This window comes from Fodinicurvata fenggangensis DSM 21160 (assembly GCF_000686045.1).
Classification (GTDB): domain Bacteria; phylum Pseudomonadota; class Alphaproteobacteria; order Kiloniellales; family DSM-21159; genus Fodinicurvata; species Fodinicurvata fenggangensis.
On record NZ_JMLV01000006.1, the window covers coordinates 90,516 to 115,881 of the forward strand.

At 59.7% G+C, this 25,366-nt stretch carries 21 protein-coding genes; 10 read left to right on the top strand and 11 right to left on the bottom strand.

Annotated elements, in window-relative coordinates:
* Positions 1-68: 68 nt before the first annotated feature.
* Positions 69-881 (bottom strand): Crp/Fnr family transcriptional regulator, encoded by an 813-nt coding sequence (locus BP38_RS20100; RefSeq protein ID WP_162175149.1) that lies wholly within the window; start codon positions 879-881, stop codon positions 69-71.
* A 190-nt stretch (positions 882-1,071) separates the two neighbouring features.
* Here BP38_RS20100 and BP38_RS0110150 point away from each other — a divergent pair, with 190 nt between their 5' ends.
* Positions 1,072-3,795, top strand: a complete 2,724-nt coding sequence (locus tag BP38_RS0110150) for a cation-transporting P-type ATPase (protein ID WP_026987633.1) — start codon at positions 1,072-1,074, stop codon at positions 3,793-3,795.
* 61 nt (positions 3,796-3,856) lie between these two features.
* Here the strand turns inward: BP38_RS0110150 and BP38_RS20105 are convergent, their stop codons facing one another.
* The 5 genes from BP38_RS20105 to BP38_RS21785 form a co-directional block, all read right to left on the bottom strand.
* A complete protein-coding gene (locus BP38_RS20105; protein WP_081816590.1) occupies positions 3,857-4,357 on the bottom strand; it encodes a DUF2267 domain-containing protein in 501 nt (166 codons plus the stop codon).
* A 7-nt stretch (positions 4,358-4,364) separates the two neighbouring features.
* Positions 4,365-4,571: a dodecin family protein gene (locus tag BP38_RS0110160; protein ID WP_026987634.1), complete on the bottom strand. Its 207-nt coding sequence runs from the start codon at positions 4,569-4,571 to the stop codon at positions 4,365-4,367.
* A 233-nt stretch (positions 4,572-4,804) separates the two neighbouring features.
* Positions 4,805-5,218 (bottom strand): phasin family protein, encoded by a 414-nt coding sequence (locus BP38_RS0110165; protein ID WP_162175150.1) that lies wholly within the window; start codon positions 5,216-5,218, stop codon positions 4,805-4,807.
* Positions 5,219-5,652: 434 nt separating this feature from the next.
* The gene (locus BP38_RS0110175) at positions 5,653-6,360 is read right to left on the bottom strand and encodes a phosphoribosyltransferase (protein WP_026987636.1); all 708 of its coding nucleotides are present in this window, start codon (positions 6,358-6,360) and stop codon (positions 5,653-5,655) included.
* Between the two features lie 69 nt (positions 6,361-6,429).
* Positions 6,430-6,945, bottom strand: a complete 516-nt coding sequence (locus BP38_RS21785; protein WP_026987637.1) for a PAS domain-containing protein — start codon at positions 6,943-6,945, stop codon at positions 6,430-6,432.
* 387 nt (positions 6,946-7,332) lie between these two features.
* Here BP38_RS21785 and BP38_RS0110185 point away from each other — a divergent pair, with 387 nt between their 5' ends.
* Entirely contained in the window at positions 7,333-8,961 is a 1,629-nt protein-coding gene (locus BP38_RS0110185) for a GMC family oxidoreductase (RefSeq protein WP_026987638.1), read from the top strand.
* Between the two features lie 167 nt (positions 8,962-9,128).
* Positions 9,129-10,541 (top strand): Fic family protein, encoded by a 1,413-nt coding sequence (locus BP38_RS20115; protein ID WP_035724634.1) that lies wholly within the window; start codon positions 9,129-9,131, stop codon positions 10,539-10,541.
* Between the two features lie 88 nt (positions 10,542-10,629).
* On the opposite strand, the gene BP38_RS0110195 is transcribed toward BP38_RS20115, so the two are convergent.
* Both BP38_RS0110195 and BP38_RS0110200 read right to left on the bottom strand, forming a co-directional pair.
* The gene (locus BP38_RS0110195; RefSeq protein WP_026987639.1) at positions 10,630-11,406 is read right to left on the bottom strand and encodes a glutaredoxin family protein; all 777 of its coding nucleotides are present in this window, start codon (positions 11,404-11,406) and stop codon (positions 10,630-10,632) included.
* A gap of 208 nt (positions 11,407-11,614) precedes the next feature.
* Positions 11,615-12,478 (bottom strand): LysR family transcriptional regulator, encoded by an 864-nt coding sequence (locus BP38_RS0110200; protein ID WP_026987640.1) that lies wholly within the window; start codon positions 12,476-12,478, stop codon positions 11,615-11,617.
* Positions 12,479-12,602: 124 nt separating this feature from the next.
* Here BP38_RS0110200 and BP38_RS20120 point away from each other — a divergent pair, with 124 nt between their 5' ends.
* The 6 genes from BP38_RS20120 to BP38_RS20125 all read left to right on the top strand — a co-directional run bounded on the left by BP38_RS20120 (position 12,603) and on the right by BP38_RS20125 (position 18,943).
* The gene (locus tag BP38_RS20120; RefSeq protein WP_081816591.1) at positions 12,603-13,826 is read left to right on the top strand and encodes an ABC transporter ATP-binding protein; all 1,224 of its coding nucleotides are present in this window, start codon (positions 12,603-12,605) and stop codon (positions 13,824-13,826) included.
* A complete protein-coding gene (locus BP38_RS0110210) occupies positions 13,819-14,859 on the top strand; it encodes a carbohydrate ABC transporter permease (protein ID WP_081816592.1) in 1,041 nt (346 codons plus the stop codon). The genes BP38_RS20120 and BP38_RS0110210 overlap by 8 nt, the downstream gene beginning before the upstream one ends.
* Positions 14,856-15,752 (top strand): carbohydrate ABC transporter permease, encoded by an 897-nt coding sequence (locus BP38_RS0110215; RefSeq protein ID WP_026987642.1) that lies wholly within the window; start codon positions 14,856-14,858, stop codon positions 15,750-15,752. Before BP38_RS0110210 ends, BP38_RS0110215 begins: the two co-directional genes overlap by 4 nt.
* A gap of 154 nt (positions 15,753-15,906) precedes the next feature.
* A complete protein-coding gene (locus BP38_RS0110220) occupies positions 15,907-17,160 on the top strand; it encodes an ABC transporter substrate-binding protein (protein ID WP_026987643.1) in 1,254 nt (417 codons plus the stop codon).
* Positions 17,161-17,255: 95 nt separating this feature from the next.
* Positions 17,256-18,113: a phosphodiesterase gene (locus tag BP38_RS0110225; RefSeq protein WP_026987644.1), complete on the top strand. Its 858-nt coding sequence runs from the start codon at positions 17,256-17,258 to the stop codon at positions 18,111-18,113.
* Positions 18,110-18,943, top strand: a complete 834-nt coding sequence (locus tag BP38_RS20125) for an HAD-IIA family hydrolase (RefSeq protein WP_211250290.1) — start codon at positions 18,110-18,112, stop codon at positions 18,941-18,943. Before BP38_RS0110225 ends, BP38_RS20125 begins: the two co-directional genes overlap by 4 nt.
* Here BP38_RS20125 and BP38_RS0110235 read toward each other — a convergent pair.
* The 3 genes from BP38_RS0110235 to BP38_RS20130 all read right to left on the bottom strand — a co-directional run bounded on the left by BP38_RS0110235 (position 18,940) and on the right by BP38_RS20130 (position 20,135).
* Positions 18,940-19,467 (bottom strand): GNAT family N-acetyltransferase, encoded by a 528-nt coding sequence (locus tag BP38_RS0110235; RefSeq protein WP_026987645.1) that lies wholly within the window; start codon positions 19,465-19,467, stop codon positions 18,940-18,942. The two genes, BP38_RS20125 and BP38_RS0110235, sit on opposite strands and share 4 nt — an antisense overlap.
* Entirely contained in the window at positions 19,464-19,754 is a 291-nt protein-coding gene (locus tag BP38_RS0110240; protein WP_026987646.1) for a type II toxin-antitoxin system TacA family antitoxin, read from the bottom strand. Before BP38_RS0110240 ends, BP38_RS0110235 begins: the two co-directional genes overlap by 4 nt.
* A gap of 138 nt (positions 19,755-19,892) precedes the next feature.
* Positions 19,893-20,135, bottom strand: coding sequence for a HigA family addiction module antitoxin (locus BP38_RS20130; protein ID WP_051609216.1), 243 nt, complete (start codon positions 20,133-20,135; stop codon positions 19,893-19,895).
* 455 nt (positions 20,136-20,590) lie between these two features.
* On the opposite strand from BP38_RS20130, the gene BP38_RS0110250 reads away from it, so the two are divergent.
* Positions 20,591-25,198 carry an AAA domain-containing protein gene (locus tag BP38_RS0110250; protein ID WP_081816593.1) on the top strand — a complete coding sequence of 1,536 codons (4,608 nt, stop codon included), beginning with the start codon at positions 20,591-20,593 and terminating at the stop codon, positions 25,196-25,198.
* Positions 25,199-25,366 lie beyond the last annotated feature (168 nt).

Sequence of the window (25,366 nt, forward strand, 5' to 3'; positions counted from 1 at the left end):
GCATGACACCCCACGCTAGCCAGCCGCACGCAGCCATTCGTTGCTCCATGTTAAGAGCCGGTCGAGATTCATCGCCTGCTTCCCTGTGCCGCCACGTTACCCTCTTCGGATGCAAGGCTGGGCGCCCTGGCAGGCCTACCGGACCAGAGGTCCAGCAAGCCTTCTGACGAAGCGACCAGACGTGTCAGGCGCTCGATATCCAGGATCGTCAGGCGCTTGCGGGACAGCTCCAGAATGCCCTGCTCACGCAGTTCACGCAGCACACGGTTGACGTGAATAGCCGTCAGACCCAGAGCATCTGCCAGGATCGGCTGAGTGAGCGGCATCCCAAGGCTCATACCGTTGATCAGGCGTGTCGAACGGCAACTGCGCACTGCGAGTTCAAGCAGCAGATAGGCAACACGCTCACGTGCCGTGCGACGCCCCAGACTGGCCACATGTTCATAAAGCAGGTTCATGTCACGCACCATCATCTGGCGCGAACGCTCAGCCACCGCAGGGCAGCAATCGCTCAGCCGTCGGAACACATCGCGGGGAACAGCACAAAGTACGCTCTCACAAAGGGTTTCCAGGCCATGGCTCACGCCCTCGCGGCCGTCATCATCCAGGCCGGCCACATCGCCGGGCAGCAGGAACTGCAGAATCTGCCGGCGCCCGTCGTGCAGCAGTTGATAGGAAAAAAGCCAGCCGCTCAGTATGTTGTAGAGGGGAACAGCATGGCTGCCCTGGGAAAAGACGGTGGCGCCCGTCGGGTAGAAACGGGCTGGCTGTCGCACCGATTGCAGACAGGCAATCTCCTGAGGGCTCTGTACGGCCTGACAAAGCCCAAAGTCACGCAAGTGGCATGAGGAACAGCCGGCTTGCCAGGTAACAACGGTCATCACGGCGCTCCCAATGGATGCCGCGAAGCCTATTCGTGACATCTGGTTGAAGCATACAATTCGTGTGCTGAACAATGCATTACAATGCATTTCAATTACGCTTTCGGGATAGACTCCCGTGACAAAGTGAGCCCTAACATCTGCTGGCAAAGCCTGTAGACTGCTGCCGCAATGCGTGAGGGAGCGGGGAATGGCGGAAACCAGTCGACCACCGGCCAACAATGCCAACAGTGACAGCACTTGGCACCAGCTGCCCGGCGAAGCCGTCCTGCAACAGCTGGACAGCCGGACACAGGGATTGGACACGCAGGAGGCCGCCGCGCGCCTGGACCGCCACGGGCCCAACCGCCTGGAAAGCCAGCCGGGCACCACGACGCTCCAGCGCCTGCTGCGACAGTTCAACAACACCCTTATCTATGTCCTGCTGGCCGCAGCCGGCATCACCGCGGCCATGGGGCACTGGCTGGATACCCAGGTCATCCTGGCTGTGGTCCTGCTGAATGTCGTCATCGGCTTCTTGCAGGAGAACAAGGCCGAGAAGGCCCTGAGCGCGATCAGCGATATGCTGGCTCCAAAGGCCTCCGTCATCCGCGATGGACAGCGCCGGTCCCTGCCCGCCGCGGAGCTGGTGCCGGGCGACATCGTCCTGCTGGAAAGCGGCGCGCGTATCCCCGCCGACCTGCGCCTGCTGGAGGTGAAGAACCTGCAGGTGCAGGAAGCCGCGCTGACGGGGGAATCAACACCTGTATCGAAGGACAGCGCCCCGGTGGACGCCGACTGTCCGCTCGCCGAGCGAAGCTCCATGGGCTACGCCAGCACGCTGGTCACCGCCGGCCAGGGCACCGGTGTCGTCGTGGCCACGGGCGCGGACAGCGAGATCGGGCGCATCGGCCGACTGCTGTCCGAGGTACAGAGCCTGACCACACCCCTGCTGCGGCAGATGGCGCGGTTTGCACACCTGCTGACCTTCCTGATCCTGTCGCTGTCCGGTCTGGTTTTCCTTTACGGCTATTTCCTGCGCGACTACGAGCTGGCCACCATCTTCATTTCAGTGGTCAGCCTGACCGTGGCCGCCATTCCCGAGGGACTGCCCACGGTCCTGACCATCACGCTGGCCATAGGCGTTCAGCGCATGGCCAGGCGCAATGCCATCATTCGCCACCTGCCTGCCGTCGAGACCCTGGGCGCGCTCTCCGTCATCTGCTCGGACAAGACCGGCACCCTCACCCGAAACGAGATGACCCTGCGCACGCTTGAAACGGCGGACCACCGTCTGGAGATCTCGGGCACGGGTTATGAACCGGACGGAGCCTTCCATCGCAATGGCCAGGAAGTGCAGGCCACGGATCACGACGCCAGCCTGGAGGCCCTGCGCGCCGGCCTGCTGTGCAGCGATTCCGACCTGCACGAAGCAGATGAGGGCTGGAACATCGGCGGCGACCCCATGGAAGGCGCCCTGCTCGTGGCCGCGGCCAAGGCGGGCTTGGACTATGGACAGGAACGCGGCCGCCATCCGCGCCTGGACTACATCCCCTTCGATTCGGGCCGGCGTTACATGGCAACCCTGCACAGGGCCGACAACGGCCAGCCGGTGGTCTATGTAAAAGGCGCGCCCGAGCGCATCCTGGAGATGTGCCGCACCCAGCTGCAGGATGGGCAAGAGGAAGCCTTCGACCCTGCGGTATGGCATGACAGGGCGCACGAAATGGCCACGGCCGGCCAACGTGTCATTGCCATGGCCCGCATGACCCCAAGCACCGGCAGCAACAGCCTGGATGAAGCCGACCTGGAACAGGGCCTGGTCTTCCTTGGCCTGACCGGCCTGATCGATCCACCGCGCGACGAGGCCCTGAAGGCTGTAGCCGAGTGCCGCGAAGCGGGCATCAGCGTCAAGATGATCACCGGCGACCATCCGGCCACCGCTCGGGCGATCGCCGAACAGTTTGGCCTGCCCAACACTCAGAAGATCGTGACCGGGCGGGACCTGGACCAGTTGCCGGAAGAAGAGCTTGAGCAGGTCCTGGAAGAGAGCGATGTCTTCGCCCGCACGACACCCGAGAACAAACTGCGGCTGGTCGAGGCACTGCAGGCCCAGGGCCGCATCGTCGCCATGACCGGCGACGGCGCCAACGACGCTCCGGCCCTGAAGCGCGCCGACGTCGGCATCGCCATGGGCAAGAAGGGCACCGAAGCCGCCCGTGAAGCGGCCGCCATGGTCCTGGCCGACGACAACTTCGCCTCCATCGCTCATGCCGTGCGTGAAGGCCGCACGGTCTATGACAACCTGAAGAAGGCCATTGCCTTCCTGTTGCCGGTCAACGGCGGGGAATCCCTGGGTATCGTCATCGCCATCCTGACCGGCGCCACAATGCCGGTCACGCCCCTTCAGATTCTCTGGGTCAACATGGTCAGTTCCATCGGCCTGGCGCTGGCACTTGCCTTCGAACCGACGGAACCCGACGTGATGAAGCGCCCGCCGCGGCCTGCCTCCGAACCGATCCTCTCGGGTTTCCTGGCCTGGCGCGTGCTCTTCGTCTCGCTGCTGTTTCTTCTGGGCATCTTCGGCATGTTCGAACTGGCCATCCAGCGCGGTGCCGCTGTTGAGGAGGCGCGCACGCTGGCCATCAACACCCTGGTGGTCATGGAGATCTTCTACCTCTTCTCCATCCGCTTCCTGCACCGCACCTCCTTCAGCCTGCAAGGCCTGATGGGCACGCCCGCGGTCCTGCTGTCGGTGGCCGGAATCTTCCTGCTACAGCTGCTTTTCACCTATGCCCCCTTCATGCAGACGATCTTCGACACACGTCCCGTCGACTTTCACGACGGCCTGCTTGTGATTGCCTGCGGGATCGGCATTCTGGTGGTACTGGAGGTCGAAAAGGCGGTTCGCCGCCGCATGGCCCTGCACAACTGAAGTCGCGCAACAGCGTCCTCGGGCCTTGCCCCTGGTCAGGGTTCACCCAAGCTTAACTGCGTCAGCCAGCGCGCTTCTCACTTCCTGGCTTCCCGGCCGGCCCCGGTTTTCTGGAGGGAGCCGTATAAACGGCAGCGGCATCCCTCTTCTCCTGAGGCCAGAGTGTGCGCAGGTCTTCGGGAAACTGACGCACCAGTCTGCTGATCTCACCCGGGCTGATCTGCTGGCTCAGAACGCGGAAGACGGCCTGGGCGACCTCTTCCGGATCAACCGAATCATCATTTGCAAAGGCTTTGCGCACAGGCTCCAGGAATTCTGCCCTGGTCCTGTGAAGCTCCGGCTTGCCCTCGGGATTCCAGCCTTCGTAATAGAAGCCGCGAACCAGCATCGGCAGCTGTGCGGACAGGGCCGCCGTGGATTGCGGGCTAAGTCGATCGCGCAAGGCATGCAGCGTTGCGCGCAGGGCCAGATAGGCCCGATGCCGGTCCTCGGTACCCAGTTCTTCCATGACAAGCTTCAACCAGTGACCGGTGGTCTGCCGAGTGGTCTCGAACACCTCCATTGGGATATCACTCTTCCTCTAGTGAGAAGGACAGCTTGGCATTGATGCGGTAGCGGCTGATCCGGTTATCCTCGACAGTCGCCTCAAGCTCCTTGATGTAGATGGACCGAATACCGCGCACGCTCTCGCTGGCCTGGGTTACGGCCTTCTGCGCCGCGTCCTCCCAGCTCTTTTCGGATTCCGCCAGAACCTCGATCACTTTCAACATGCTCATTGTCAGTCTCCCTGGGGTTGGGGCCGGTACGAACGACGACCCGCTCGTGTTTTGTTCTGCTATCCAATGTCAGTTCAGGCGCTGGACATGATGGCAAGGAAGGACGGAACTGCGATGCAGGGCGTTAGCCAGGTTCAGCGCTCAGCCCTCTTACGGCTGAGCGCCCCCTGGAAACGTCCAACACCAACCTCTGCAGTCCGCCCATTCCTGCCTTGCATGCCAGAAAGCTCGACCTATTCCCCTGACGACTTGCTGTCTTGGTCTGCATCCTGAACGCTGCGCGACTTGCTTGTACGGTCTGCGTCCCGGACTGTCGCGGCATAGAGGCCATCCATCAGGCGCTGGCTCAAACTCATTAGCCGTCCAGTCTCGTCAATGTAGTCCTCACCCGCTGTTCTCATCCAACCCTGCTGCAGGGACACGACATCATCCCAGTTTGCGCAGCCTGGCAGAGAGCGCAGCAGCGTGCTGTTCGTCTTCATGCGCCGGGCCGTGAAATCGGCCACCTCTCTCTGCCAGATGGCCATGTTCTTCAGGCAGTTGTCCGTGGCGCTCATCATGGCCTCTGTCACCTGGCCGTTCATGGCGGCCATCGCCTCGGCTGGATTCTCCGTTTCGGTGCCGGAGGTCGTCGTGTTCTTTTTCATCTTGACTGTCATCCCTTTCTGTCTGCTTTCGATTGGACCTGTCGATCTTCAGTTGCGATGCAGGCCGTAATAGCGCCGCAGCGCTGAAATCCGGGCCTCGGCAATATCCAGGCGCGCGGCAATTTCCGTATCGGGCAGGCCGGCTTCCATCAGGTCACGTGCCTGACGAAACTGCGGAAACGTTGCATCGTCCGACAGGTCCGACGCGCGGCTCCGGCATGCAGGGATAGGGTGGAAAGGATAAGGCGGTATCCGTCCGGCTTTTCATCCCGGCGTCTCCTCTCTGGGCTATAGGGGTGGCTGCTGTTGATGCGACAGGACGGGCAACCGATCCGCAGTGTTTTCCATTAACCTGTGCTTCAGCATTTGCCCCGGTTATAGAGGCACCGGACGGACTGGCATTGACGCAGGTTAAGCCCCGCCCACTTTTCCTGTCAGCCTGCTGTATCGTCGCCGCTCAGACGCCGGTCGGCTGCCTGCAGCAGGCGGCCCACAGTCTCGTCATCGACCTGGTCGAAGCGCCGATACCACAGGCTGACCGCACCCAGGTCCTGGGGCTGTTCCAGGATCACCGTGCGATCCACCAGCCGTGCCAGCTCGGCGGCCACATCCGGCGCCGCGACGGGTACGGCCAGGACCAGCCGTGCCGGCTTCCGCACACGCAGGGCCTGCAATGCGGCCATGGCCGTCAGGCCGGTGGCCACACCGTCATCCACCAGGATCACCTGCCGTCCTTCCAGTCGGCCGCGCCAGCCCTGCCCGCCGTACAGGGCGCGTCGCCGGGCAATTTCCTCTCCCGCACGCGTGGCTTCCGCCTCGATATGCGCTTCAGGAATTCCCAGCTGGCGGATCAGGGCCTCGTTGCGCAGCAATTGCAAATTCGCAGCCTCGTCTCCGGATTGTTCCCCAAAGTCTTGCTCCCCGGCGGCATCCACCAGGGCCGCAACGGCCAGTTCCGGCTGTCTCGGCACGCCGATCTTGCGCACCATCAGCACCCCCAGGGGCGCCTTCAGCGCCGCGGCGATAACCGCAGCCACGGGCACCCCACCGCGTGGCAGGGCCAAGACCACCACATCCTGCCCCTGCAGGTCCTGCAGTGCCTCGGCCAGGCGTGTCCCCGCCTCTTCACGGTCCCTGAACATTGTCCATCTCCCAGGTTCCAGTCATACCTGAAGCCAGCAGACGGCTGTCTCGCGCGCGGAAAACCACAGTCAGAGGATCGCGCGGCGCTGCTGCCAACCGTAATTCCGCTGCTGGACCCGTGGGTTTTTCTCGATTTCCTCGTAACCCTCTATGGCCAGGGCCCGTGTAACCGTCTGCTTGTCATCGGACAGGGGGAAGATCCCCAGGTCATAGCGGGTCTTCATTTCGGAATCGAAGGGCCAGAAGGGCCGTACATAGGCCGGCACCTTTTCACGCCAGACTCTCTGATAGCTGTTCTCGAACTCACCTTCCAGCGAGACGAATTCCAGTTCGTCCAGGTAGCGGCCGGTAAAGTCGAAGCCGCTGACCTCGACCACCTGGGTTCCCACCAGGCGATAGCGCACGCGAAAGGGCCGGGGCTCTATGTCCACTAGGACGATCCAGGGCAAGAGGTCGCACAACTCCGCGGGATCGATCTCGGCCCGGGTGGGGGCGAAGCGCGCCCCGCGCAGGCCGTTCCAGTAGTCATAGACGCGTCGTACGCGCTCGCTTTTTACCGTGGAGAGGTCCGTTGATATTCCCATGCCCCACACCTCCTAAATGGAAGTCACGCGACAGATCGGCGATCTTCCGGGTTGGAACTTCCTGTTCCCAGACATGCATTGTACGCCAGCAGCACGCCTGACGCGAGTCTCCGAAAGGGAGGGCGCCCGACAGGTGCCGGGACTTGTCGTTCATACCCGTAATACGCTAGAGCCTGTTGGCTTGCGTTTTTGCCAGGTCTTACCTGCACACTACCTCAATGGGGGTACAACAACTGCTCTCTTCATCTTTCCGTTTCCTGCTGCTGGTGATCGTGCCCTAAAGCCGCGTGACGGATTTCCCCGACAGGCAGCTGTGATAGGCTGCTGTGCGCCAGGCCACTGGCCGCACAGGAACGACAAGGCGAACAACGTCTGGAGGGGAGCCCCGTGGAGCACCAGCCCGAAAGCTTCGGCAATTTCGACTACGTCATCATCGGCGCCGGCTCGGCCGGCTGCGTGCTGGCCAACCGGCTCTCGGCCGACCCGGACAAGCGCGTCCTGCTGCTGGAGGCCGGCGGGCAGGACGACTGGATCTGGTTCCACATCCCAGTGGGCTACCTCTTCGCCATCGGCAACCCGCGCGCCGACTGGATGTTCCGCACCCAGGAGGATCCCGGGCTCAACGGGCGCAGCCTGGCCTATCCCCGCGGCAAGGTGATCGGCGGCTGTTCCGCCATCAACGCCATGATCTACATGCGCGGCCAGGCGCAGGACTATGACGGCTGGCGCCAGCAGGGCCTGCCCGGCTGGGGCTGGGACGACGTGCTGCCGTATTTTCTGAAGATGGAGGACCACGTCCGCCCCATGAACGACCACCATCGCGCGGGCGGCGAGTGGCACGTGGACTACCCCCGCATGCGCTGGCAGATCCTGGACCGCGTCCAGGACGCAGCCGAGGCTCTGGGCATCCCCAGGGTCGAGGATTTCAACAGCGGCAACAACGAGGGCGCCAGCTATTTCCAGGTGAACCAGAAGCGCGGCCGGCGCTGGAGCGCGGCCCGCGGCTTCCTCAAACCCGTGCTCAAGCGCCCCAACCTGCAGCTGGTCACCGAGGCGCAAGTCGAGCGCATCGAGATCGACGCCGAGCGCCGGGCCACGGGCGTCACCTTCTCGCGTGGCGGCAAGCGCTGGACCGCCCAGGCGGCGGGCGAGGTCCTGCTGTCGGCGGGTTCCGTCTGCTCGCCGCAGCTGCTCGAGCTCTCGGGCATCGGTAACCCCGAGTACCTGGCCTCCCTCGGGATCGACACCATCCAGGGGGCGCCAGGCGTGGGCGAGAACCTTCAGGATCACCTGCAGCTCCGGCCCGTCTTCCGGGTTTCCGGCGTGCGCACCCTGAACGAGGACTATCACCGCCCCTGGAAGCGTGCGCTGATGGGCCTGGACTACCTGCTGCGCCGGCGCGGCCCGCTGACCATGGCGCCCTCGCAGCTGGGCATCTTCACCCGCTCGTCGCCCGAGCTGGAAACGCCGGACCTGGAGTTCCACATCCAGCCGCTATCGCTGGACAAGTTCGGCGATGCCCTGCACCGCTTCCCGGCCTTCACGGCCAGTGTGTGCAACCTGAACCCGACCAGCCGCGGCAGCATCCACGCCGGCTCCGCCGACCCCCGGGACAAGCCGGTGATCCGCCCCAACTACCTCTCCACCGAACAGGACCGACAGGTTGCGGTGAAGGCCCTGCGCCTGGCCCGACAGCTGGCGGCGGCCCCGCCCCTGGCGGAATTCCAGCCGCAGGAGATCAAGCCGGGGGCGGAACTGACCTCGGACGAAGAGCTTGCCAGGGCGGCCGGCGACATCGGCACCACCATCTTCCACCCCGTGGGCACCGCGAAGATGGGCCCGGACAACGACCCTCAGGCGGTGCTGGATGCGGAACTGAAGGTGCGCGGCGTGAAAGGCCTGCGTGTCGTCGACGCCTCGGTGATGCCGACCATCACCTCGGGCAACACCAATTCGCCCACCATGATGATCGCCGAGAAGGCGGCGGAGATGATCCTGGCCGAGGGGAAGGGCTGAGGGTATTGGGATATTGATCACCCAGGAACCAATCGTGCCAGTTATTGCGCATAGAGTTCCTTGCGCAATAAAACCCATCTATGCGCAATAAATATTGCGCATAGACTTTATTATTGCGCTTGGATAAATTTAATTGCGCATAGAAACGATGCTAAAAGAGGTTCCAAGTGGCAAGGCTGATTCCTGAAAAGGAGTTGAAAGCGATAGAAGACATAGTAAGGCGCCATCCCGAGGGGGTCACAGCGCAGGAGATCGCTAAGGCCTTGCAGACGCACCTGCCCCGGCGAACTCTTCAATACCGATTGCAGCGCCTTGTGAAAGACGGGCGGCTTGTTAGCAGAGGCGAGCGGCGTTGGACGAAATACCAACCTCCGGCCGTGGAACAACAGATTGAGATGATTGCTACCCACGCGGAAGCCGGAGGCGCGTATACCGTACCCCTCTCGAAAGAAAGCCGCACAACGCGGGAGCATCTCCATCAGCCCCCCGAAGTGAGAAACCCCGTTGGCTATAGACGAGAGTTTCTCGATACCTACCGCCCCAATCTAAGTTTCTATTTGTCAGAAAACGAGCGAGCACACTTGGCCAAAGTCGGCAAACCAACCGTCTCCGGGCAACCGGCCGGGACATATGCCAAGCAAATTCTCAACCGGCTTCTGATTGACCTATCCTGGAACTCCAGCCGTCTGGAAGGCAACACCTACTCATTGCTCGATACCAGGCGCCTACTTGAATTTGGCGAAGAGGCCGAAGGACGTGACCGCCTGGAAGCCCAGATGATCCTCAATCACAAGGACGCCATCGAATTTTTGGTCAACGGGGCCAACGAGATCGAATTCAATCGCCATACGATTCTCAACCTTCATGCGATGCTTGCCAACAACCTCTTACCAGACCAGACGGCCACAGGACGGCTACGTCATATGGCTGTTGGAATTGAGCGTTCGACCTTCTATCCACTCGAAGTCCCGCACCTCATCGAAGAATGTTTCGATACGCTGCTTGCAACCACTTCAGCTATCGAAAACCCCTTCGAACAGGCTTTCTTCTTCATGGTACAATTGCCCTACCTTCAGCCCTTTGACGATGTGAACAAGCGGGTCTCGCGACTCGCGGCCAATATTCCGCTTATCAAGAACAACCTTACACCATTGTCATTCATCGATGTGCCCCGCGACATCTATACGGATGCCATGCTTGCCGTGTACGAGTTGAACCGTATCTCGCTTTTGAAGGACGTGTTCATCTGGGCTTATGAGCGCTCTGCCGCCCGGTATGCGGCCGTCCGGCAATCGCTGGGCGAACCCGATTCTTTCCGTATGCACTATCGAGACGCCCTTCGAACAATCGTTGGCGAAATCGTTAAGGAAGGCATGGGGCGGAAAGCTGCGCTCGCTCACATAAACACGTTTGCCAGGGAGAATGTGGAAGTGGCCGAGCAGGAGCGATTCCGCGAAATGGCTGAAAATGAACTTCTGGCATTGCATGACGGAAACTATGCGCGCTATCGGATCAGGCCTTCCGAATTTGCTGCATGGCAGGAGATATGGGACGCAAATAGCTCCGTGAAAAAAGTTTGAAGACTGGTGGCTACACCTATCGATTCCACGAGATGCCGAGATGATCCTGGCCGAGGGGAAGCAGGGATCCTGACGGGCAAGACGTCCGTCAGCCCAGCACGAACATCCGGATCGGCATCCAGATCGCCATCAGCACCATCATCAGGTTCTCGGTCAGCGAGATGAAGCCCAGCGGCACCTTGCTGCTGCCGCCGACACAGGCGCATTTCAGTTCGCGCTTGTCGATATAGACCGCCTTGAAGACCGAGGCGGCCCCAACGGCCCCGATGAAGAGCGCCAGCGGCGCCGCGATCCAGATGAGGACGCCCGCGATCATCAGCACACCGGCCGCGGTCTCGGCAAAGGGATAGAAATAGGCATAGCGCACCTGTCGCTGGGCCAGCAGGTCGTAGTTCAGGAACATCGTGCTGAAGCTTTCCACGTCCTGCAGCTTCTGCAGGCCCAGCAGGCACATGGAGATGGCGATGAACAGCTCCAGCGTGCGCAGCGAGATAATCGCCTCGGGTGACAGGTGGCTGACGGCCAGCGCCATCAGCAGGCCAAGGGAGAACAGCGCGATGATCGGCTTATAACTGGTCTCGTCCTCCGCTTCCTCTGCGCTGTCCTTGCCCAGGTGCACGCGCAGTTCGTCATAGCCGCCGACACGCGCGCCGTCGATGAAGACCTGGGGCGTGGTCTCCACGTCATGCTTGTCCTGAAAGGCGTCCGTCTCTTCGCGCGTGGTCAGCCAGTGGTCCTCGACGGAATAGCCTTCGCGTTCCAGCAGGTCCTTGGCCTTCAGCCCGAAGGGGCAGACATGATCCTCCATGACCATGCGATAGAGGGCGGCCTCTTGCGCGCCGCCGTCGTTGCGCGACTGTGCCATTGGTTCGTCTCCGCGTTGGTCTTCAGGGGCGGCCGGCCCCGCCCGGAATCAGCGGGCGGAAAGGCCGGCGCCTTCGCAAGTCCCCTAGACAGATGGCCCCTCCGGGAACGCGAACAACACCTTCCGGACCCAAGAGCCGGGCGGATTTCGTGACAATTCTCGGGACATGGCGGGGCACGGGACGGCGCTCACGTCACGTCTTATCCGCTCAGCTGATCTTCAGCACGTCGAAGAACAGGTTGACCATCACGCTGGAGCGGTTCTGCAGGGCGAAGACGTATTCCGGGCGCTTGTCGGCCATTTCCAGGACGCTCAGCTTGCGGATCTGGTCCTGGCGGCTGGAGCCGTGCTCCCACATGAAGCCGATGCCCAGGTTGTTGGCCACGGCCTCGAAGACGCCGTCGCGGGTGTCCAGGATCATGGCCGGTCGCGGGGTGAGATCGACGCTGCGAAAGGCCTTGTCCACCACGCGCTGGGTGGACGAGCCGGCGCTGCGGAAGATCAGGTGGTGGTTGGCCAGCTCGCGGCAGGACACCGCCTGGCGGCGCGCCAGTGCATGATTGGGATGCACCAGCGCCACGACTCCCTGGTTCAGGCAGACCTGGCGGCGGAAGCGGCCGTCGTCGGGCACGTCCGGCAGGATGGCAACATCCACGCGCTGGTCCACCACGGCGTTCAGGATGCGACTCCAGCTGCCCATCTCGACCTGCACCTGCACCCCCGGATAGGCCCGCTGGAAGGCGCCGATATAGGTCATCCCGGGCATCGAGTTGCCCAGGCCGATGCGCAGCTGCCCCTCCTTCAGTTCGCGATGCTGCATCAGGATGCGGGTCGCCTCGCTCTCGCGCTCCTGCATGCCGGCGGTCACGGCATAGAGCCGCTGGCACAGCGCGGTGGGGTTCAGGCCGTTGCCCCGGCGGTCGAACAGCTGCACCGCAAAGTCCCGTTCCAGGTCGCGCACCAGCTGCGCCGCCGAGGGCTGCGAGATCTCCAGCCGCTTGGCGGCAGCGGAGAAACTGCCGGTCTCGTATACGGCGTTCAGGGCGCGGATGCGCGCGGATGTCAGGGCCATGATGGACGCAATCCCGGCGGGTGAAGTGAAAGGCACCTTGGCCTGAAGGTTTTACCTATATCTGTAATAGAGCTGTCAAGCCTGTGCTTTAGGGTCCCCGAAACTTCAAGGAGATCGGAAGAGCATGGCGCGACTGCACCTCAAGGATATCCGCAAATCCTTCGGCGAGACCCGGGTCTTGACCGGGGTCAGCCTGGACATCGCCGACGGCGAGTTCGTTTCCCTGGTCGGCCCCTCGGGCTGCGGCAAATCCACCCTGCTGCGCATCATCGCCGGCCTGGAAACCCAGGACAGCGGCCGGTTCGAGATCGACGAGCAGCGGGTGGACGGCGTGCGCGCCGCCGATCGCAATCTCTCCATGGTCTTTCAGTCCTATGCGCTCTATCCGCATCTCAGCGTCGGCGAGAACATCGCCGTGCCGCTGAACATGCGCCAGCTGAACGCCCTGCAGCGCCTGCCCGTCATCGGCCCCTTCCTGCCCGGCGCGCGCGGCCGGCGCCGCGCCATCCACGCCCAGGTCGCGCGCGCCGCCGAAATGCTGGACATTACCCACCTGCTTGGCCGCAAGCCGGGGCAGCTTTCCGGCGGCCAGCGCCAGCGCGTCGCCGTGGGCCGCGCCCTGGTGCGCGAGCCGGCGGCCTTCCTGCTGGACGAGCCGCTGTCCAACCTGGACGCCAAGCTCAGGGTGCACATGCGCGCCGAAATCGCCCAGCTGCACCGCTGGCTCGGCGCCACCTTCATCTATGTCACCCACGACCAGGTCGAGGCCATGACCATGTCCGACCGCATCGCCGTCATGCTGGACGGCGAACTGCTTCAGGTCGGCGCCCCCAGCGAGGTCTACGAGCGCCCGGCCGACATCCGCGTGGCGGAGTTCATCGGCTCGCCCAAGATCAACATCCTGCCCGCCGCGACCGCCGCCGACGGCAGCATCGCCTGCCTGGGCACGGAAACGCGGATGGCGGTGCGCGGGGCGGAGGTCCGGGCCAGCCAGCTCGGCGTCCGCCCGGAAGGCCTCCACCTGTCCCGCGAACCGGCGGACTTCACGGGCGAGATCCTGCACCTGGAGAACCTGGGTCCGGAACTCTATGTCCAGCTGCGCCTGCAGGGCTGCGACGCGCCGGCCACCCTGCGCGCCGACGCGGCCCTGCTGCCGCAGCTGGCCGTGGGTCAGTCCGTGCACCTGAGCTTCCGCCGGGACCGCGCCCTGGCCTTCGACAATGACGGCAAGGCCGTGGAGACACGCCTGCTGGACCGGACGCCGCAAACCACACCCGCGTCGGGGATCAAACCCGAGCAGGGGATCGCCCCCGACCTGGGCGAGGAAAGGCGGGCCGCCCATGTCTGACGCCAGCCTGAAGGCCCCCTCCCTGCTGCCCCGGTTACCGCGGCTGGCGCGCCCGGCCGTCCGCGCCGACACGCCCGAGGCCAGCCGCGCGCGCACCGGCGTCCTGTTCACCCTGCCGGCCATCGTCCTGATGCTGGTGATCCTGATCGTGCCCATCCTGATGGCGGGCGTCCTGTCCTTCACCGACTACAGCCTGGGCCGCGCCGGCTTCGACTGGGTCGGGGTGCAGAACTACGAGCACCTGCTCTCGCGCTCGGCCTACCGCTCGATGTTCGTGGCCACCCTGACCTACGTCTTCGTGGTGGTCCCGGCCTCGGTGGGCCTGGGGCTCGGCGCGGCGCTGCTGATCTCGTCGCTGCGCGTCGGCGGCGATTTCTACAAGACCATCTATTTCCTGCCGGTGATGGCGGCCCTGCTGGCCATGGCCATCGTCTGGGAATTCGCCCTGCACCCCACGCTCGGTATCGTCAATTCGACCCTGGCGGCCGGCTGCGACATCGGCTGGCTGCGCGGCCTGCTGACCGGCGCCTGGCTCGGTGGCGACCCCGCCGCCAGCTGGTACGGCCAGGGCTGCGCCGACGGCTTCCCGCTGTGGCTGGGCGACCGCGACTACGCCATCTGGACGCTCTGCTTCATCGGCATCTGGCAGGCCTTCGGCTTCAACATGGTGCTCTACCTGGCCGGGCTGACCGGCATCCCGCGCGAGCTCTACCACGCCGCCGAGATGGACGGCGCCAAGTCGGGCTGGGAGCGGTTCCGCCTGGTGACCTGGCCCAAGCTGGGGCCGACCACGGTCTTCGTGGTGACCATCACCTCGATCCGCTCGTTCCAGGTCTTCGACCAGGTGGAGGCGCTGACCAGCGGTGGCCCCATGAAGAGCACCTACGTCATGATGTACGCCATCTACGAAAAGGCGATCCAGCAGAACCTGATCGGCATCGGGGCGGCAATCACCATGGTCTTCCTGGGCTTCGTCCTGCTGATGACTCTCATCCAGCGTCACCTCGTCGAACGAAGGGTCCACTATTCATGACCACTTACCGTTTCTCTACCGGGGAAACCATCAAGCACGTCGTCCTGATCCTGGGCGCCCTGGTGGTGCTGCTGCCCTTCTACCTGATGGTCTCCACCTCGCTGAAGGCACCGCAGGAGATCGAGACCAACCGCGGCGGCTTCCTCGGCCAGCAGGAAATGATGGTCGACGGGGACTGCGTGCGCCAGGGCAACGCAGAGGAGGACTGCCGGCAGCGGCCCGTCGTCTACAACTACACCCAGGCCTTCGAGAAGGCGCCGCTGCTGCGCTATCTGCTGAACGGCGTCATCGTCACCGTCTCGATCTTCATCATCCAGGTGGTGGTGGCCCTGCCCTGTGCCTATGCGCTGGCCAAGCTCAGGTTCCGGGGGCGTAGCCTGGTCTTCGGCGCGGTCATTGTCTGCCTGTTGATCCCGGTCCACGCCATCGCCCTGCCGCTCTATATCGGCCTGGCCAAGGCGGGGCTGACCAACAGCTACGCCGCACTCATCATACCCTGGACCATCTCGGCCTTCGGCATCTTCCTGATGCGCCAGTTCTTCATGACGGTGCCCGACGACCTGATCGACGCCGCGCGCATGGACGGCATGAGCGAGTTCGCCATCGTCTGGCGGGTCATGCTGCCGGCGGCCGTCCCGGCGCTGCTGGCCTTCGCCATCTTCTCGGTGGTGGCGCACTGGAACGACTACTTCTGGCCACGCATCGTCATCACCAGCAGCCAGGAACTGTTCACCCCGCCGCTGGGCCTGCGCGAGTTCAAGGGCGAAATGGCCGACCACGCCTATGGCCCGATGATGGCCACGGCCACGATCATCGTCACCCCGCTGATCGTCGCCTTCCTGCTGGCCCAGCGCCGCTTCATCGAGGGCATCACGCTGAGCGGCATGAAGTAGGACCAACCGGATACAGGCTCAACGAGACAGGGCCCGGACCGCCCTGCCAGGCGGCCCGGACCCCATGCCCCACAAGAGGGGCTTCACCGGACGGGGCGGCACGAAACGTCGAGAGAACCGCCCCGACCAGCACTGAGAAAAGAAGGATAGACCCATGAAACGCTTACTGTCCACGGCCGCACTTGCCCTGTGCATCTCGGCCCCCGCCCAGGCGACCGAGATCGATGTCGCCTATGCCTACTCCTCGCTCTTCGATCCGACTTTCGAGGAGATCATGCAGGACTTCACAGAGGCGCATCCCGACATCACCGTCAACTTCCGCACCACCTACGAGCAGTACGAGGACGGCACCAACACCGTCCTGCGCGAGGCCGTCTCCGGCGACCTGCCGGACGTCACGCTCCAGGGCCTGAACCGCCAGGCCATCCTGGTGGATCGCGGCATCGCCCGCTCGCTGGAACCCTTCATCGAACAGGAAAGCGATTTCCAGAAGGACGGCTACCACGAAGCCATGCTGGATCTCTCCACCTTCGACGGCGAGGTCTACGGCCTGCCCTTCGCGGTCTCCACGCCCATCGGCTACTACAACATGGACATCCTGAACGAAGCCGGCGTGGAGGAGATTCCCGAGACCTGGGACGGTATCGTCGAGGTCTGCCAGAAGATCAACGCCAACACCGATCACGAGGCGATCTTCTGGTACTGGAACATCACCGGCAACTGGTTCCTGCAGTCGCTGCTGTGGAGCCAGGGCGAGCCCACCATCGCGGACGGCCGCTTCAACTTCGACAACGAGGCCGGCCTGAAGAGCCTGCAGACCATGGAGAAGATCTTCGACGGCTGCGAGATGAAGAACTACTCCAACGCCGACGCTCGCAAGTCCTTCTCGTCCGGGCAGATCGGCATGTATTTCACCTCCACCTCCTCCGTCGGCTTCGTGGACAGCAACAAGACCGGCGACTGGACCTTCCGCACCGCCCCCTTCCAGGGTATCGACGGACCGCCGGAAGCCCTGCCGGCCGGCGGCAACGCGGCGATGCTCGTCTCCGACAGCGAGGATCCCGAAGTGCTGCAGGCCGCCTGGACCTTCGTGAAGTTCATCACCTCCGGCCAGGGTGCGGCCGCCGTGGCACGCACCACGGGCTACATTCCGCCCAACAAGGCCGCCAACGAGGAGATCCTGGTGGACTTCTACGAGGAGAATCCGAACAAGGAAACGGCGGTCAAGCAGCTGCCCCTGCTGTCCGAGTGGTTCGCCTATCCGGGCGACAACGGCCTGGCCATCACCCAGACCATTGAAGACCACATGGAATCCATCCTGGTCGGCGACGTCGAGGACATGGAAGCCCTGCAGCAGCAGATGGTGGACGAGGTGAACGAGATGCTTCCCGAGCCGGAAGGCTCCTGATCCATCCATCCGACACCCGGCGGGGGTGCGTCCAGGCGGACGCACCCCCGCCTCCTTCCCTCAGGGCGCGCAATGCCCTTAAAGGAGTGCCTTCCATGACCCAGGCCCTCACCTTCCTGATCCTGACCGACACCCATTTCGTCCCGCCGGGCGGGCGCCTCTATGGCCTCGACCCGCAGGCCCGGCTGCAGGCGGCCATCGACTGCATCAACCGGGACCATCCGGACCTGGACTTCGTCATCATCACCGGCGACCTGGCCCATCTCGGCGAACCCGCGGCCTATCGCAGCCTGTCCGAAACGCTGGCGGGCCTGCAGGTGCCGGTCATCCTGCTGCTGGGCAACCACGACAGCCGGCCGGACTTCATAGAAGCCTTCCCCGAGGCCCCGCGCGACCGCGACGGCTTCCTGCAGCTGGTGCGCAGCTATCCGGCGGCCACCGTCATCACGCTGGACACCCTGGACGAGGAAACCCGGGGCGGCCACGGCGTGCTCTGCGAACGGCGCCGCGATTTCCTGGCCCAGGCCCTGCGCGGCGCGCCGGCCGACCGGCCCGTCCTGCTGTTCCAGCACCATCCGCCCTTCGACACCGGCATGCCGCACATGGACCGTATCAAGCTGGTGAACGGCCCCGACCTGCACGCGGTGTTCGAGACCACGGGCCGCAAGCCGGACCACCTCTTCATGGGCCACCTGCACCGCCCCATCTCGGGCACCTGGCAGGGCATTCCCTTCCAGGTCCTGCGTTCGCTGAACCACCAGGTGGCCTTCGACCTGGACCGCGCGGATCACATCCCGGGCACCCACGAGGCGCCAGACTATGCCCTGGTCCGGGTCCAGGACGGCCAGGTCCTCGTGCATCAGCGCTCGTTCCTCTACGAGGGGCCACTCTATTCGCTACAGGATCCGGAGGCCGTGGCGGCGCGCGCACCGGAAGAGCTCGCCGCCCTGTGAGCGAGAAATCCGTGAGAGACGCCGATATCCCCCACCCGGAGCAGAGGCTGGCCGAGAGGGTTGACCTCGACCGCTACCGCGCCTTTCTCTGCGACCTGGACGGCTGCCTGGTCTCCGGGCAGACCGTCCTGCCCGGCGCCCGGGCCTTCGTCGACTACGCCGGCGCGCGCCTGCACCTGCTCAGCAACAATTCCACCGACACGCCGGAAACGCTCAGCGAACGCCTGCGCGCCCTGGACCTGGTCATCCCGCCCGAGCGCATCCTCCTGGCCGGCACCGCCAGCCTGGACCACCTGGCCAACACCGTCCCCGGCGTCACGGTGGCGCTCTACGGCACCCCGGCCCTGCACGACCATGCCCGCACGCGCGGCCTGCACCTGACCGACGACAACCCCAGTCATGTGGTGCTCACCCGTCATCCCGGCTTCACCTACGACGACCTCAACCGAATCATCCGCCAACTCGCCCAGGGCGCCCAGCTGATCGTCACCAATCCCGACCGCACGCACCCGGGCGCCGACGGCCTGCCGGTGGCCGAGACCGGCGCCCTGCTGGCCGCCCTGCGCGCCTGCCAGCCCAAGCTGACCTGCCAGGTGATCGGCAAGCCCGAGCCCCTGCTCTACCGCATCGCCCTGGACCGCCTGCAGTTGCCCGCCAGGGACATCCTCGCCATCGGTGATAACCCGGCGACAGATGGACTGGGCGCTCGGCGTGCGGGGATGGCAGTGGCGTTGGTTGGGGAATCTGATGAGGAAGAAAGAGAGATTACTGGGAAGCTGCGCACTCTTGTTGATTTCCTAAGTATTTCACCTCAAGGGCAAAATAGTTAATCGCCACGCTTTGCCCGCTCCTCACCAATCACCTGCAAAGCCACCGCTAGTGGCAGATACAAGGTGCGGGGCTGATCCAAGAGCGACGTAAAGCCAAAGGCTTCGTAGAATTTTACGGCGTGGTCATCGATGGCGTTGACGAAGACCGCGTGTGCACCGATCGAGGATGTTGCCACGGTTTGGATTGCATCGAACAGCAGTGCCTCGCCCAACCCCAGCCCCGCAAAATCCTGATGCCGTGCCAGCCAGCCGATCAGGACGGCCGGGACGCTCGGGTAACGAGGCAGCTTCTTCGCAAGCGTCTCCGGCACGTCCGTCAACGGCACGTTGCTCGATGACAGGGTGTAGAAGCCGGCCACCCTTTGCGTCGTCAGTTCGCAGGCGACAAAGCAGGTGGCGTAGTTGCGCCTGATGTCCTGGGAAACGGTCTTTCGGAAATAGTGGTCGATCCGATCATTGCCGCAGGCGAAGTCGGACCGGTCATGCGCCTTGGTCAGGGGCTCGATCGAAAAGCGAGCTGTCACCGGCGTGCGATGAGATCGGCATGACGTTGCGCGGCTTTCTTGAGGCGCTCGGTGGGCTCCGGCGGGTGGATCAGTGCCTCGGCAAATCGAACCTGGTCCTCACGCACAAGACGGAAAATGTCAGCCTGCTCCACCTCCCGACGGGCCTCCTCGCCGGCCGTGGCAACCAGATAGCCGGTCAGCGTCATGCCGCGCAGCTTGGCGGCCCGTTGCATGGTCTCATAGACATGCCGGGGCAAGCGCGCTTCCAAGCGGGCGGTTTCGTTGTCAGTCGCTGTTCTCGTCATGGCATAGCTTCCTTTCTTGCCATACATACGGCAAATTGCCGTACACAACAAGAAATTTGCTGGCCTCATCGGTTCTCGACAGCTTTCTGTGAGAGGCAAGCCCGCTTTCCTTGACACACCTCGGATCGCATCTCCCCTCTATCTGTCGATCGCGGCCAGTTCATACTGATTCTGCAGATTGAGCCAGAACTGCGGGTCGCTGCCAAACCAATGGCCAAATCGCAGGGCCGTGTCGCCGGTAACCGCACGCTTGCCGGCGATGATCTGGGAAACACGGTTTGGCGGCACGTCAATCTGGCGTGCGAACTCCGTCGGGGTGAGGCCGAGTTCATCAAGTTCATCCTTGAGGACAGCGCCGGGATGTACAGCTCTCATAAACATAGGTGGACCTCCTTTCCTCAGTGATAGTCCACAACGATCTATTCGAGACAGGTATGAGCCACTACGCACATGGTGTTGGGTGTTTCGATGTTTATACCTCAGTCTTGCACACAAACAATCAGTATGAAGCCTGAAGAAGGACCTTATCCGTAAAGTTAAATCAACTAACCCACGCATTGACAGCACATAAGCACCAGGGGTTACAATCAAAGCGCGATATAGTTGTTTTGAAACGGCCTAACAGCCGATGGGACCAACATGGGGGTGCACGGCCATGACGCGAGCAGAGAAGCAGTGTTTTCTCGTTTATGAACGGCCTCACCTAGCCAGGATGCTTAATCAACAGCCGGCGTTCCGAAGTAGGAAGATCAAATGCGGCCTTGGTGAGTTTGTTGATGACAGAGGTGTTTTACATTCAAGGCGATATAACTTTGTGCAAGCGGAATTAGATTAAGATGAGCGAGACAGTTCAATATAGCGTGAGCCAAGAGGATATTCCCACCCCAACACCTCAAAAAACCTGGGTTGGCACTCTTTGCTCCTATTTTCGAGATTTCCTCGATACCGACTTTAAGCGCGCCCGAGCACCGAAACGTTCGATCACATCCCGAGACACATCAAATAATCTTACAGGCGTTGCACTTTCGAAGTATCCAGATCTTGGTCGAGACCTATTGAACCTACTCGCCGAGCCACTTGATAAGACACTTTCTCTCACTCTTACCGTTCGTCGCGGTAAATACCGTTCACGTTTAAGTAAGAATTTGAATGATGTCATTCAGCGCCAGATTCAAGGCTACGCAGACGATCAAGCCGATAAGATTATTTCGCAGTTACAAGTTCAGGCACGTGAGTTACGGGACCACTATATAGATGATCCTGAACGCTTTGCCGATGAGTTGGCTGGCCAGCTACGATCAAACCTCCTCCTTTCCATCATCAACCCGCTTTTAGGCTCTTTAGATACAGTTTTCTCGAAACATTCATCTGAAAGTCTAGAGAATATATTCAATCTTGAAGAAGAACTTGGGGAACAGATTGTTACTGGATTCTCGGAAAATTTATCTCCAGTAATAGCCAAAGCAACTGTTGATAACGATTTCACAGATCTCGACAATTTAATAAAAGATACCTGCTCACCTGATTTAATTAGGGGGAAATTTATTGGATTTTTTGAAGGATTCGCAACAAATGATTTTTTTAATGAGCTCAGCGAACTTCGATCAACATTACGGTTGAAAGATAATTTTCAGATTTACGTATATGTGTGCGCTCTCCGTTATGGTTCCTCAAGCTATCCATTATTCTATTTTCCCGTTGAAGTAACTCTCGAAAACTCTATTTACACGGTCAAAGCTGATCCACATCTCTTAATCAACAAGAAGGCGATTGATTTTGCTGTTACTGAAGTCGCCCGAGCCAGTAAACAAGCCATTTCCTTCACGATTCCAGAGCGGATCATTTACATTTCCGAAGGGGAAAGCTTCCTTAAGAAGCTGCAATCAGTGCTGGATGACTTCACAACTGCAATGTCGTTGAAGGGGGCCATCGACCTTCATGAGCCACGTTCGCAAAATATAGCACGAAGCGACATCCGGGTCGATAATTCACTTTTCTTTGCTGCATTCGATACGGCTGACGAGAGCCTCCTCAACGATTACGAGGACTTACTGTCTTCTTTAGGCAAAGAAACTCCGGAGGCAAATGATTTCGAGGCAATGATATCCGGATTCATGGAGAGCAATCCAGAATCTTTTGATGATTTAGTTGCCGAGGAATGGAGACAGACGCCTTTAGATGAGCGGCTTGTTTACGATAGTCCGGTTCCACTCAACGAAGAGCAGCGTAAGATCCTCTCTGCGCTCAAGAAGGACAAGTGCCGCTTCATAGCTGTAGAGGGTCCGCCAGGGACGGGTAAGTCGCACACAATAACAGCTTGTGTGTTCGACATGATTCTGAAAGGAAAAAACGTCCTTATCTTATCAGACAAGAAAGAAGCTTTGGATGTTGCGGAAAATAAAATCCGCCAAACTTTGAGAAAGGTCCGTATCGACGACACGCTTCAGGACCCAATCCTAAGGCTTGGTAAACAAGGAAGCAGCTACACAAAAATACTGTCGACCAAGTCAATTAACCAGCTGAAACTTTCGCTTCAGGTCGCAAAGGATGGCGCCAAGGAGCTGGATAGGAACATTGAGGAAACCGAATCTAAACTTAAGTCAAGGATTACCGAACAGCTTAAGATAGAATCAACAATAAATATACAAGATATAATCGATCTCCAGAAATCGGAGAGAGAATTTAATAGATTTCATGAAAACCCAGAGGAACTATTTCAAAACAAACAGTTTATCAATGGTATTGAAGCAGCGAACAGCCTTATAGATTATCTTTCTTTTGAATCTGTAGACCGCCTCTTGAGTGCGGCAGGCGCTTCTTTTTCTCAGGAAAGTCTTGAAAATACACTTTCTGATCTCGCTCGTGTCACTGATATCCTACAAGATGAATATTTCGACAACTTTACCAAGCGATTCGGTCGCATGACAGCATCAAAGCTAAATACATATGCTAAGTTGGTCGATCAGATTGAAGACGCACGCGTACCAATCATTGGCTATCTCTTTTCAGGCTCAAAATTAAAGCAAGTTAATCGTGAAATCCGGGATACGTTCGATCTTAATATCTCTGGTAAACTACCTGACTCTTTGCCTCAGCTTAATAGGGCACTCAAAAGTTTCAGAGCAGTTAACCGTACCCTTGATTCCGCTGGATTAACTGATGACGATCTTAAAGACCTCGCCTTTCATATAACCATCAATGACTATGAAGTATCGCCCGATATATTTCAGGATATACTGGAACAGTTAGACATCCTGTGTACCTCCATAAATCAAGATGAGGAGGGGGTCTTCGACGAAATTGGAATTTCCCTCGAAGATCTATCTGCTTTGAGCATTAGCGGGTCAGATCAAGTGAAGAAGAGAATACAGGATTTTGCAGAACACGCACAAAAGATAGAATCCATATCAGCTTCCTTTAGAAAATCGCCTGTATTCGACTATGCTGCCGAACTCGATGGTCTTGAGCACCTTCAAACTCAGCGTCTCGCGAATACGCTTGATGAGCGTGTAGTTCGCTTTGCCAACGAGAAACGAAATGAAGCGCAGAAGATCAAAGATATTATCAAACGAAAACAAGTATTTCCTAAGGACCTTTTTGGCGAATTGCGAACGGCATTTCCGGTAATGATAGCCGGTATACGCGATTTTGCCGAATATGTGCCCCTCGAAAAAGGTCTCTTCGATTTGATCATTATTGATGAGGCAAGCCAGGTTTCCATTGCCCAAGCCCTGCCTGCCTTTATTCGCTCTAATAAGGTTGTTGTTCTCGGTGACCGATATCAATTCAGTAATGTTAAGACGGAACGCGCTTCTAAAGTAATCAACCGAACTTATAAGGCACAGGTTTTAGAACAATTCCGTAAAGAGGAGGTGCTTGACGTATCCCAGGTTAACCAGGTCGATAGGTTTGATATAAAGACGAGTGTACTCGATTTTGTAGAGAATATTTCCAATCTAAAAATAATGCTTCGGAAGCACTTCCGCGGATATCCAGAATTAATTAGTTTCTCTAGCAAGAACTTTTACAGCAATCAACTTCAAGCCGTAAAAATTCGCGGCAAGCCAATTGAGGCTGTGATCTCGTTTCATCCAATCGAAAGCGACGGCAAGATTGACCTAATTCGCAACACAAATGTGCGTGAGGTAGATGCAATTATTGAGCAATTGAATGAATTTTTCGGAATGGATGCGCCACCACAGTGCTGCGTAATCACACCTCATACAGAGCAGCAAAAACTTATACTGCAGAAGATCATGGCACTGCCAGAAGGACGTAAGCTTATGGAAAGGCTTAACCTTCAGGTTTTTACCTTCGATACCTGTCAGGGGGAAGAGCGGGATACGGTTCTATATTCAATGGTCGCGACAGAGGCCACCGACCGGCTTAACTACATTTTCCCAAGCACATTAGAGGCCTCTGATGAAGTCGAAGACAATCTACGTCTCCAACGCCTTAATGTAGGTTTCAGTCGCGCCAAAGAGCGAATAATGGTCTTTCACTCAAAGCCAATTGAGGAATTCAAGGGCGCAATATCAGATGCTTTACTACATTTTAGAGATACACTGAATAGTACCAGGGCAACTCCTACTTCAGATGACGTTGATCCTAAGTCCCCAATGGAGGCGCGTGTTTTAGGCTGGTTGCAGCAAGTCCCAGTACTGGATGAACTAGGGGACCAAATTGAGGTTGATGCGCAATTTGAGCTTGGATCGTATTTAAAACAGCTCGATCCAACCTACGATCACCCCAATTATAAAGTTGATTTCCTAATTAAAATTACTGGCAGCACGTCCTCGATACATATTATCGTTGAGTATGATGGCTTCAAGGAGCATTTCACTTTGCTCGACGATGTCGATGCATCAAACTACGAGCACTATATGAAGCCTGCAGATATTGAGCGCCAAAAAGTCCTTGAGGGTTATGGCTATAAGTTTCTGCGCATAAACCGTTTTAATATCGGTGAAGACCCTATTCGGACACTGGACGAAAGACTTCGAAATCTTATCAAGAGTGTTGATGTAGAACGGCAGCCGCCAAAATTAATAGAAGAATACCAAAAGCGCCAAAGTAAATTAGAAAGCGGTAAAGCCAAAGTATGCCCTACCTGCGAAGAAGTAAAACCCAAGAAGGCCTTTTACGATAAGAAACTGAAAAAGGGTAAAGGCGGTTATGGCCGAGTCTGTCGCGATTGCAAGGGACTCACTGATGAGGCCCAGAAATCACAGGCATCAAGCAGAGCAACCAGAGAGAATCTTAAGTCTGTCCAGGCTTCTGGCCGGACTTATCTGAACTGCCCCTACACCGAGAAAGAAGAATGTAAAAAGCTGGGCGGTCGCTGGGACCCTTTTCGTAAACAATGGTATGTCCCCCATGGTCTTGACATATCGCGCTTTTCAAAGTGGTTCTACGACTCGTCTTCATCGAAGACACGGCGCTGAAAACCAATATGATCAAGACCACCGGCTGGGCGCCGTGCGGTCACTGCCCCCTAATGTCCCGATCTCAATCCCATCAAGATGGCGCTCTCAAACCCAACTTAAACACCACGTTTTACATAAGCGAGCAAATACAACAGGTTGCGCAGCCGGTTCCGGCTGTTAGCACTA

Bases quoted from the DNA above. Each gene is read 5' to 3' on its own strand.
- BP38_RS20100 (WP_162175149.1), bottom strand. From the start codon at position 881: ATGACCGTTGTTACCTGGCAAGCCGGCTGTTCCTCATGCCACTTGCGT.
- BP38_RS0110150 (WP_026987633.1), top strand. From the start codon at position 1,072: ATGGCGGAAACCAGTCGACCACCGGCCAACAATGCCAACAGTGACAGC.
- BP38_RS20105 (WP_081816590.1), bottom strand. From the start codon at position 4,357: ATGGAGGTGTTCGAGACCACTCGGCAGACCACCGGTCACTGGTTGAAG.
- BP38_RS0110160 (WP_026987634.1), bottom strand. From the start codon at position 4,571: ATGAGCATGTTGAAAGTGATCGAGGTTCTGGCGGAATCCGAAAAGAGC.
- BP38_RS0110165 (WP_162175150.1), bottom strand. From the start codon at position 5,218: ATGAAAAAGAACACGACGACCTCCGGCACCGAAACGGAGAATCCAGCC.
- BP38_RS0110175 (WP_026987636.1), bottom strand. From the start codon at position 6,360: ATGTTCAGGGACCGTGAAGAGGCGGGGACACGCCTGGCCGAGGCACTG.
- BP38_RS21785 (WP_026987637.1), bottom strand. From the start codon at position 6,945: ATGGGAATATCAACGGACCTCTCCACGGTAAAAAGCGAGCGCGTACGA.
- BP38_RS0110195 (WP_026987639.1), bottom strand. From the start codon at position 11,406: ATGGCACAGTCGCGCAACGACGGCGGCGCGCAAGAGGCCGCCCTCTAT.
- BP38_RS0110200 (WP_026987640.1), bottom strand. From the start codon at position 12,478: ATGGCCCTGACATCCGCGCGCATCCGCGCCCTGAACGCCGTATACGAG.
- BP38_RS20120 (WP_081816591.1), top strand. From the start codon at position 12,603: ATGGCGCGACTGCACCTCAAGGATATCCGCAAATCCTTCGGCGAGACC.
- BP38_RS0110210 (WP_081816592.1), top strand. From the start codon at position 13,819: ATGTCTGACGCCAGCCTGAAGGCCCCCTCCCTGCTGCCCCGGTTACCG.
- BP38_RS0110215 (WP_026987642.1), top strand. From the start codon at position 14,856: ATGACCACTTACCGTTTCTCTACCGGGGAAACCATCAAGCACGTCGTC.
- BP38_RS0110220 (WP_026987643.1), top strand. From the start codon at position 15,907: ATGAAACGCTTACTGTCCACGGCCGCACTTGCCCTGTGCATCTCGGCC.
- BP38_RS0110225 (WP_026987644.1), top strand. From the start codon at position 17,256: ATGACCCAGGCCCTCACCTTCCTGATCCTGACCGACACCCATTTCGTC.
- BP38_RS0110240 (WP_026987646.1), bottom strand. From the start codon at position 19,754: ATGACGAGAACAGCGACTGACAACGAAACCGCCCGCTTGGAAGCGCGC.
- BP38_RS20130 (WP_051609216.1), bottom strand. From the start codon at position 20,135: ATGTTTATGAGAGCTGTACATCCCGGCGCTGTCCTCAAGGATGAACTT.
- BP38_RS0110250 (WP_081816593.1), top strand. From the start codon at position 20,591: ATGAGCGAGACAGTTCAATATAGCGTGAGCCAAGAGGATATTCCCACC.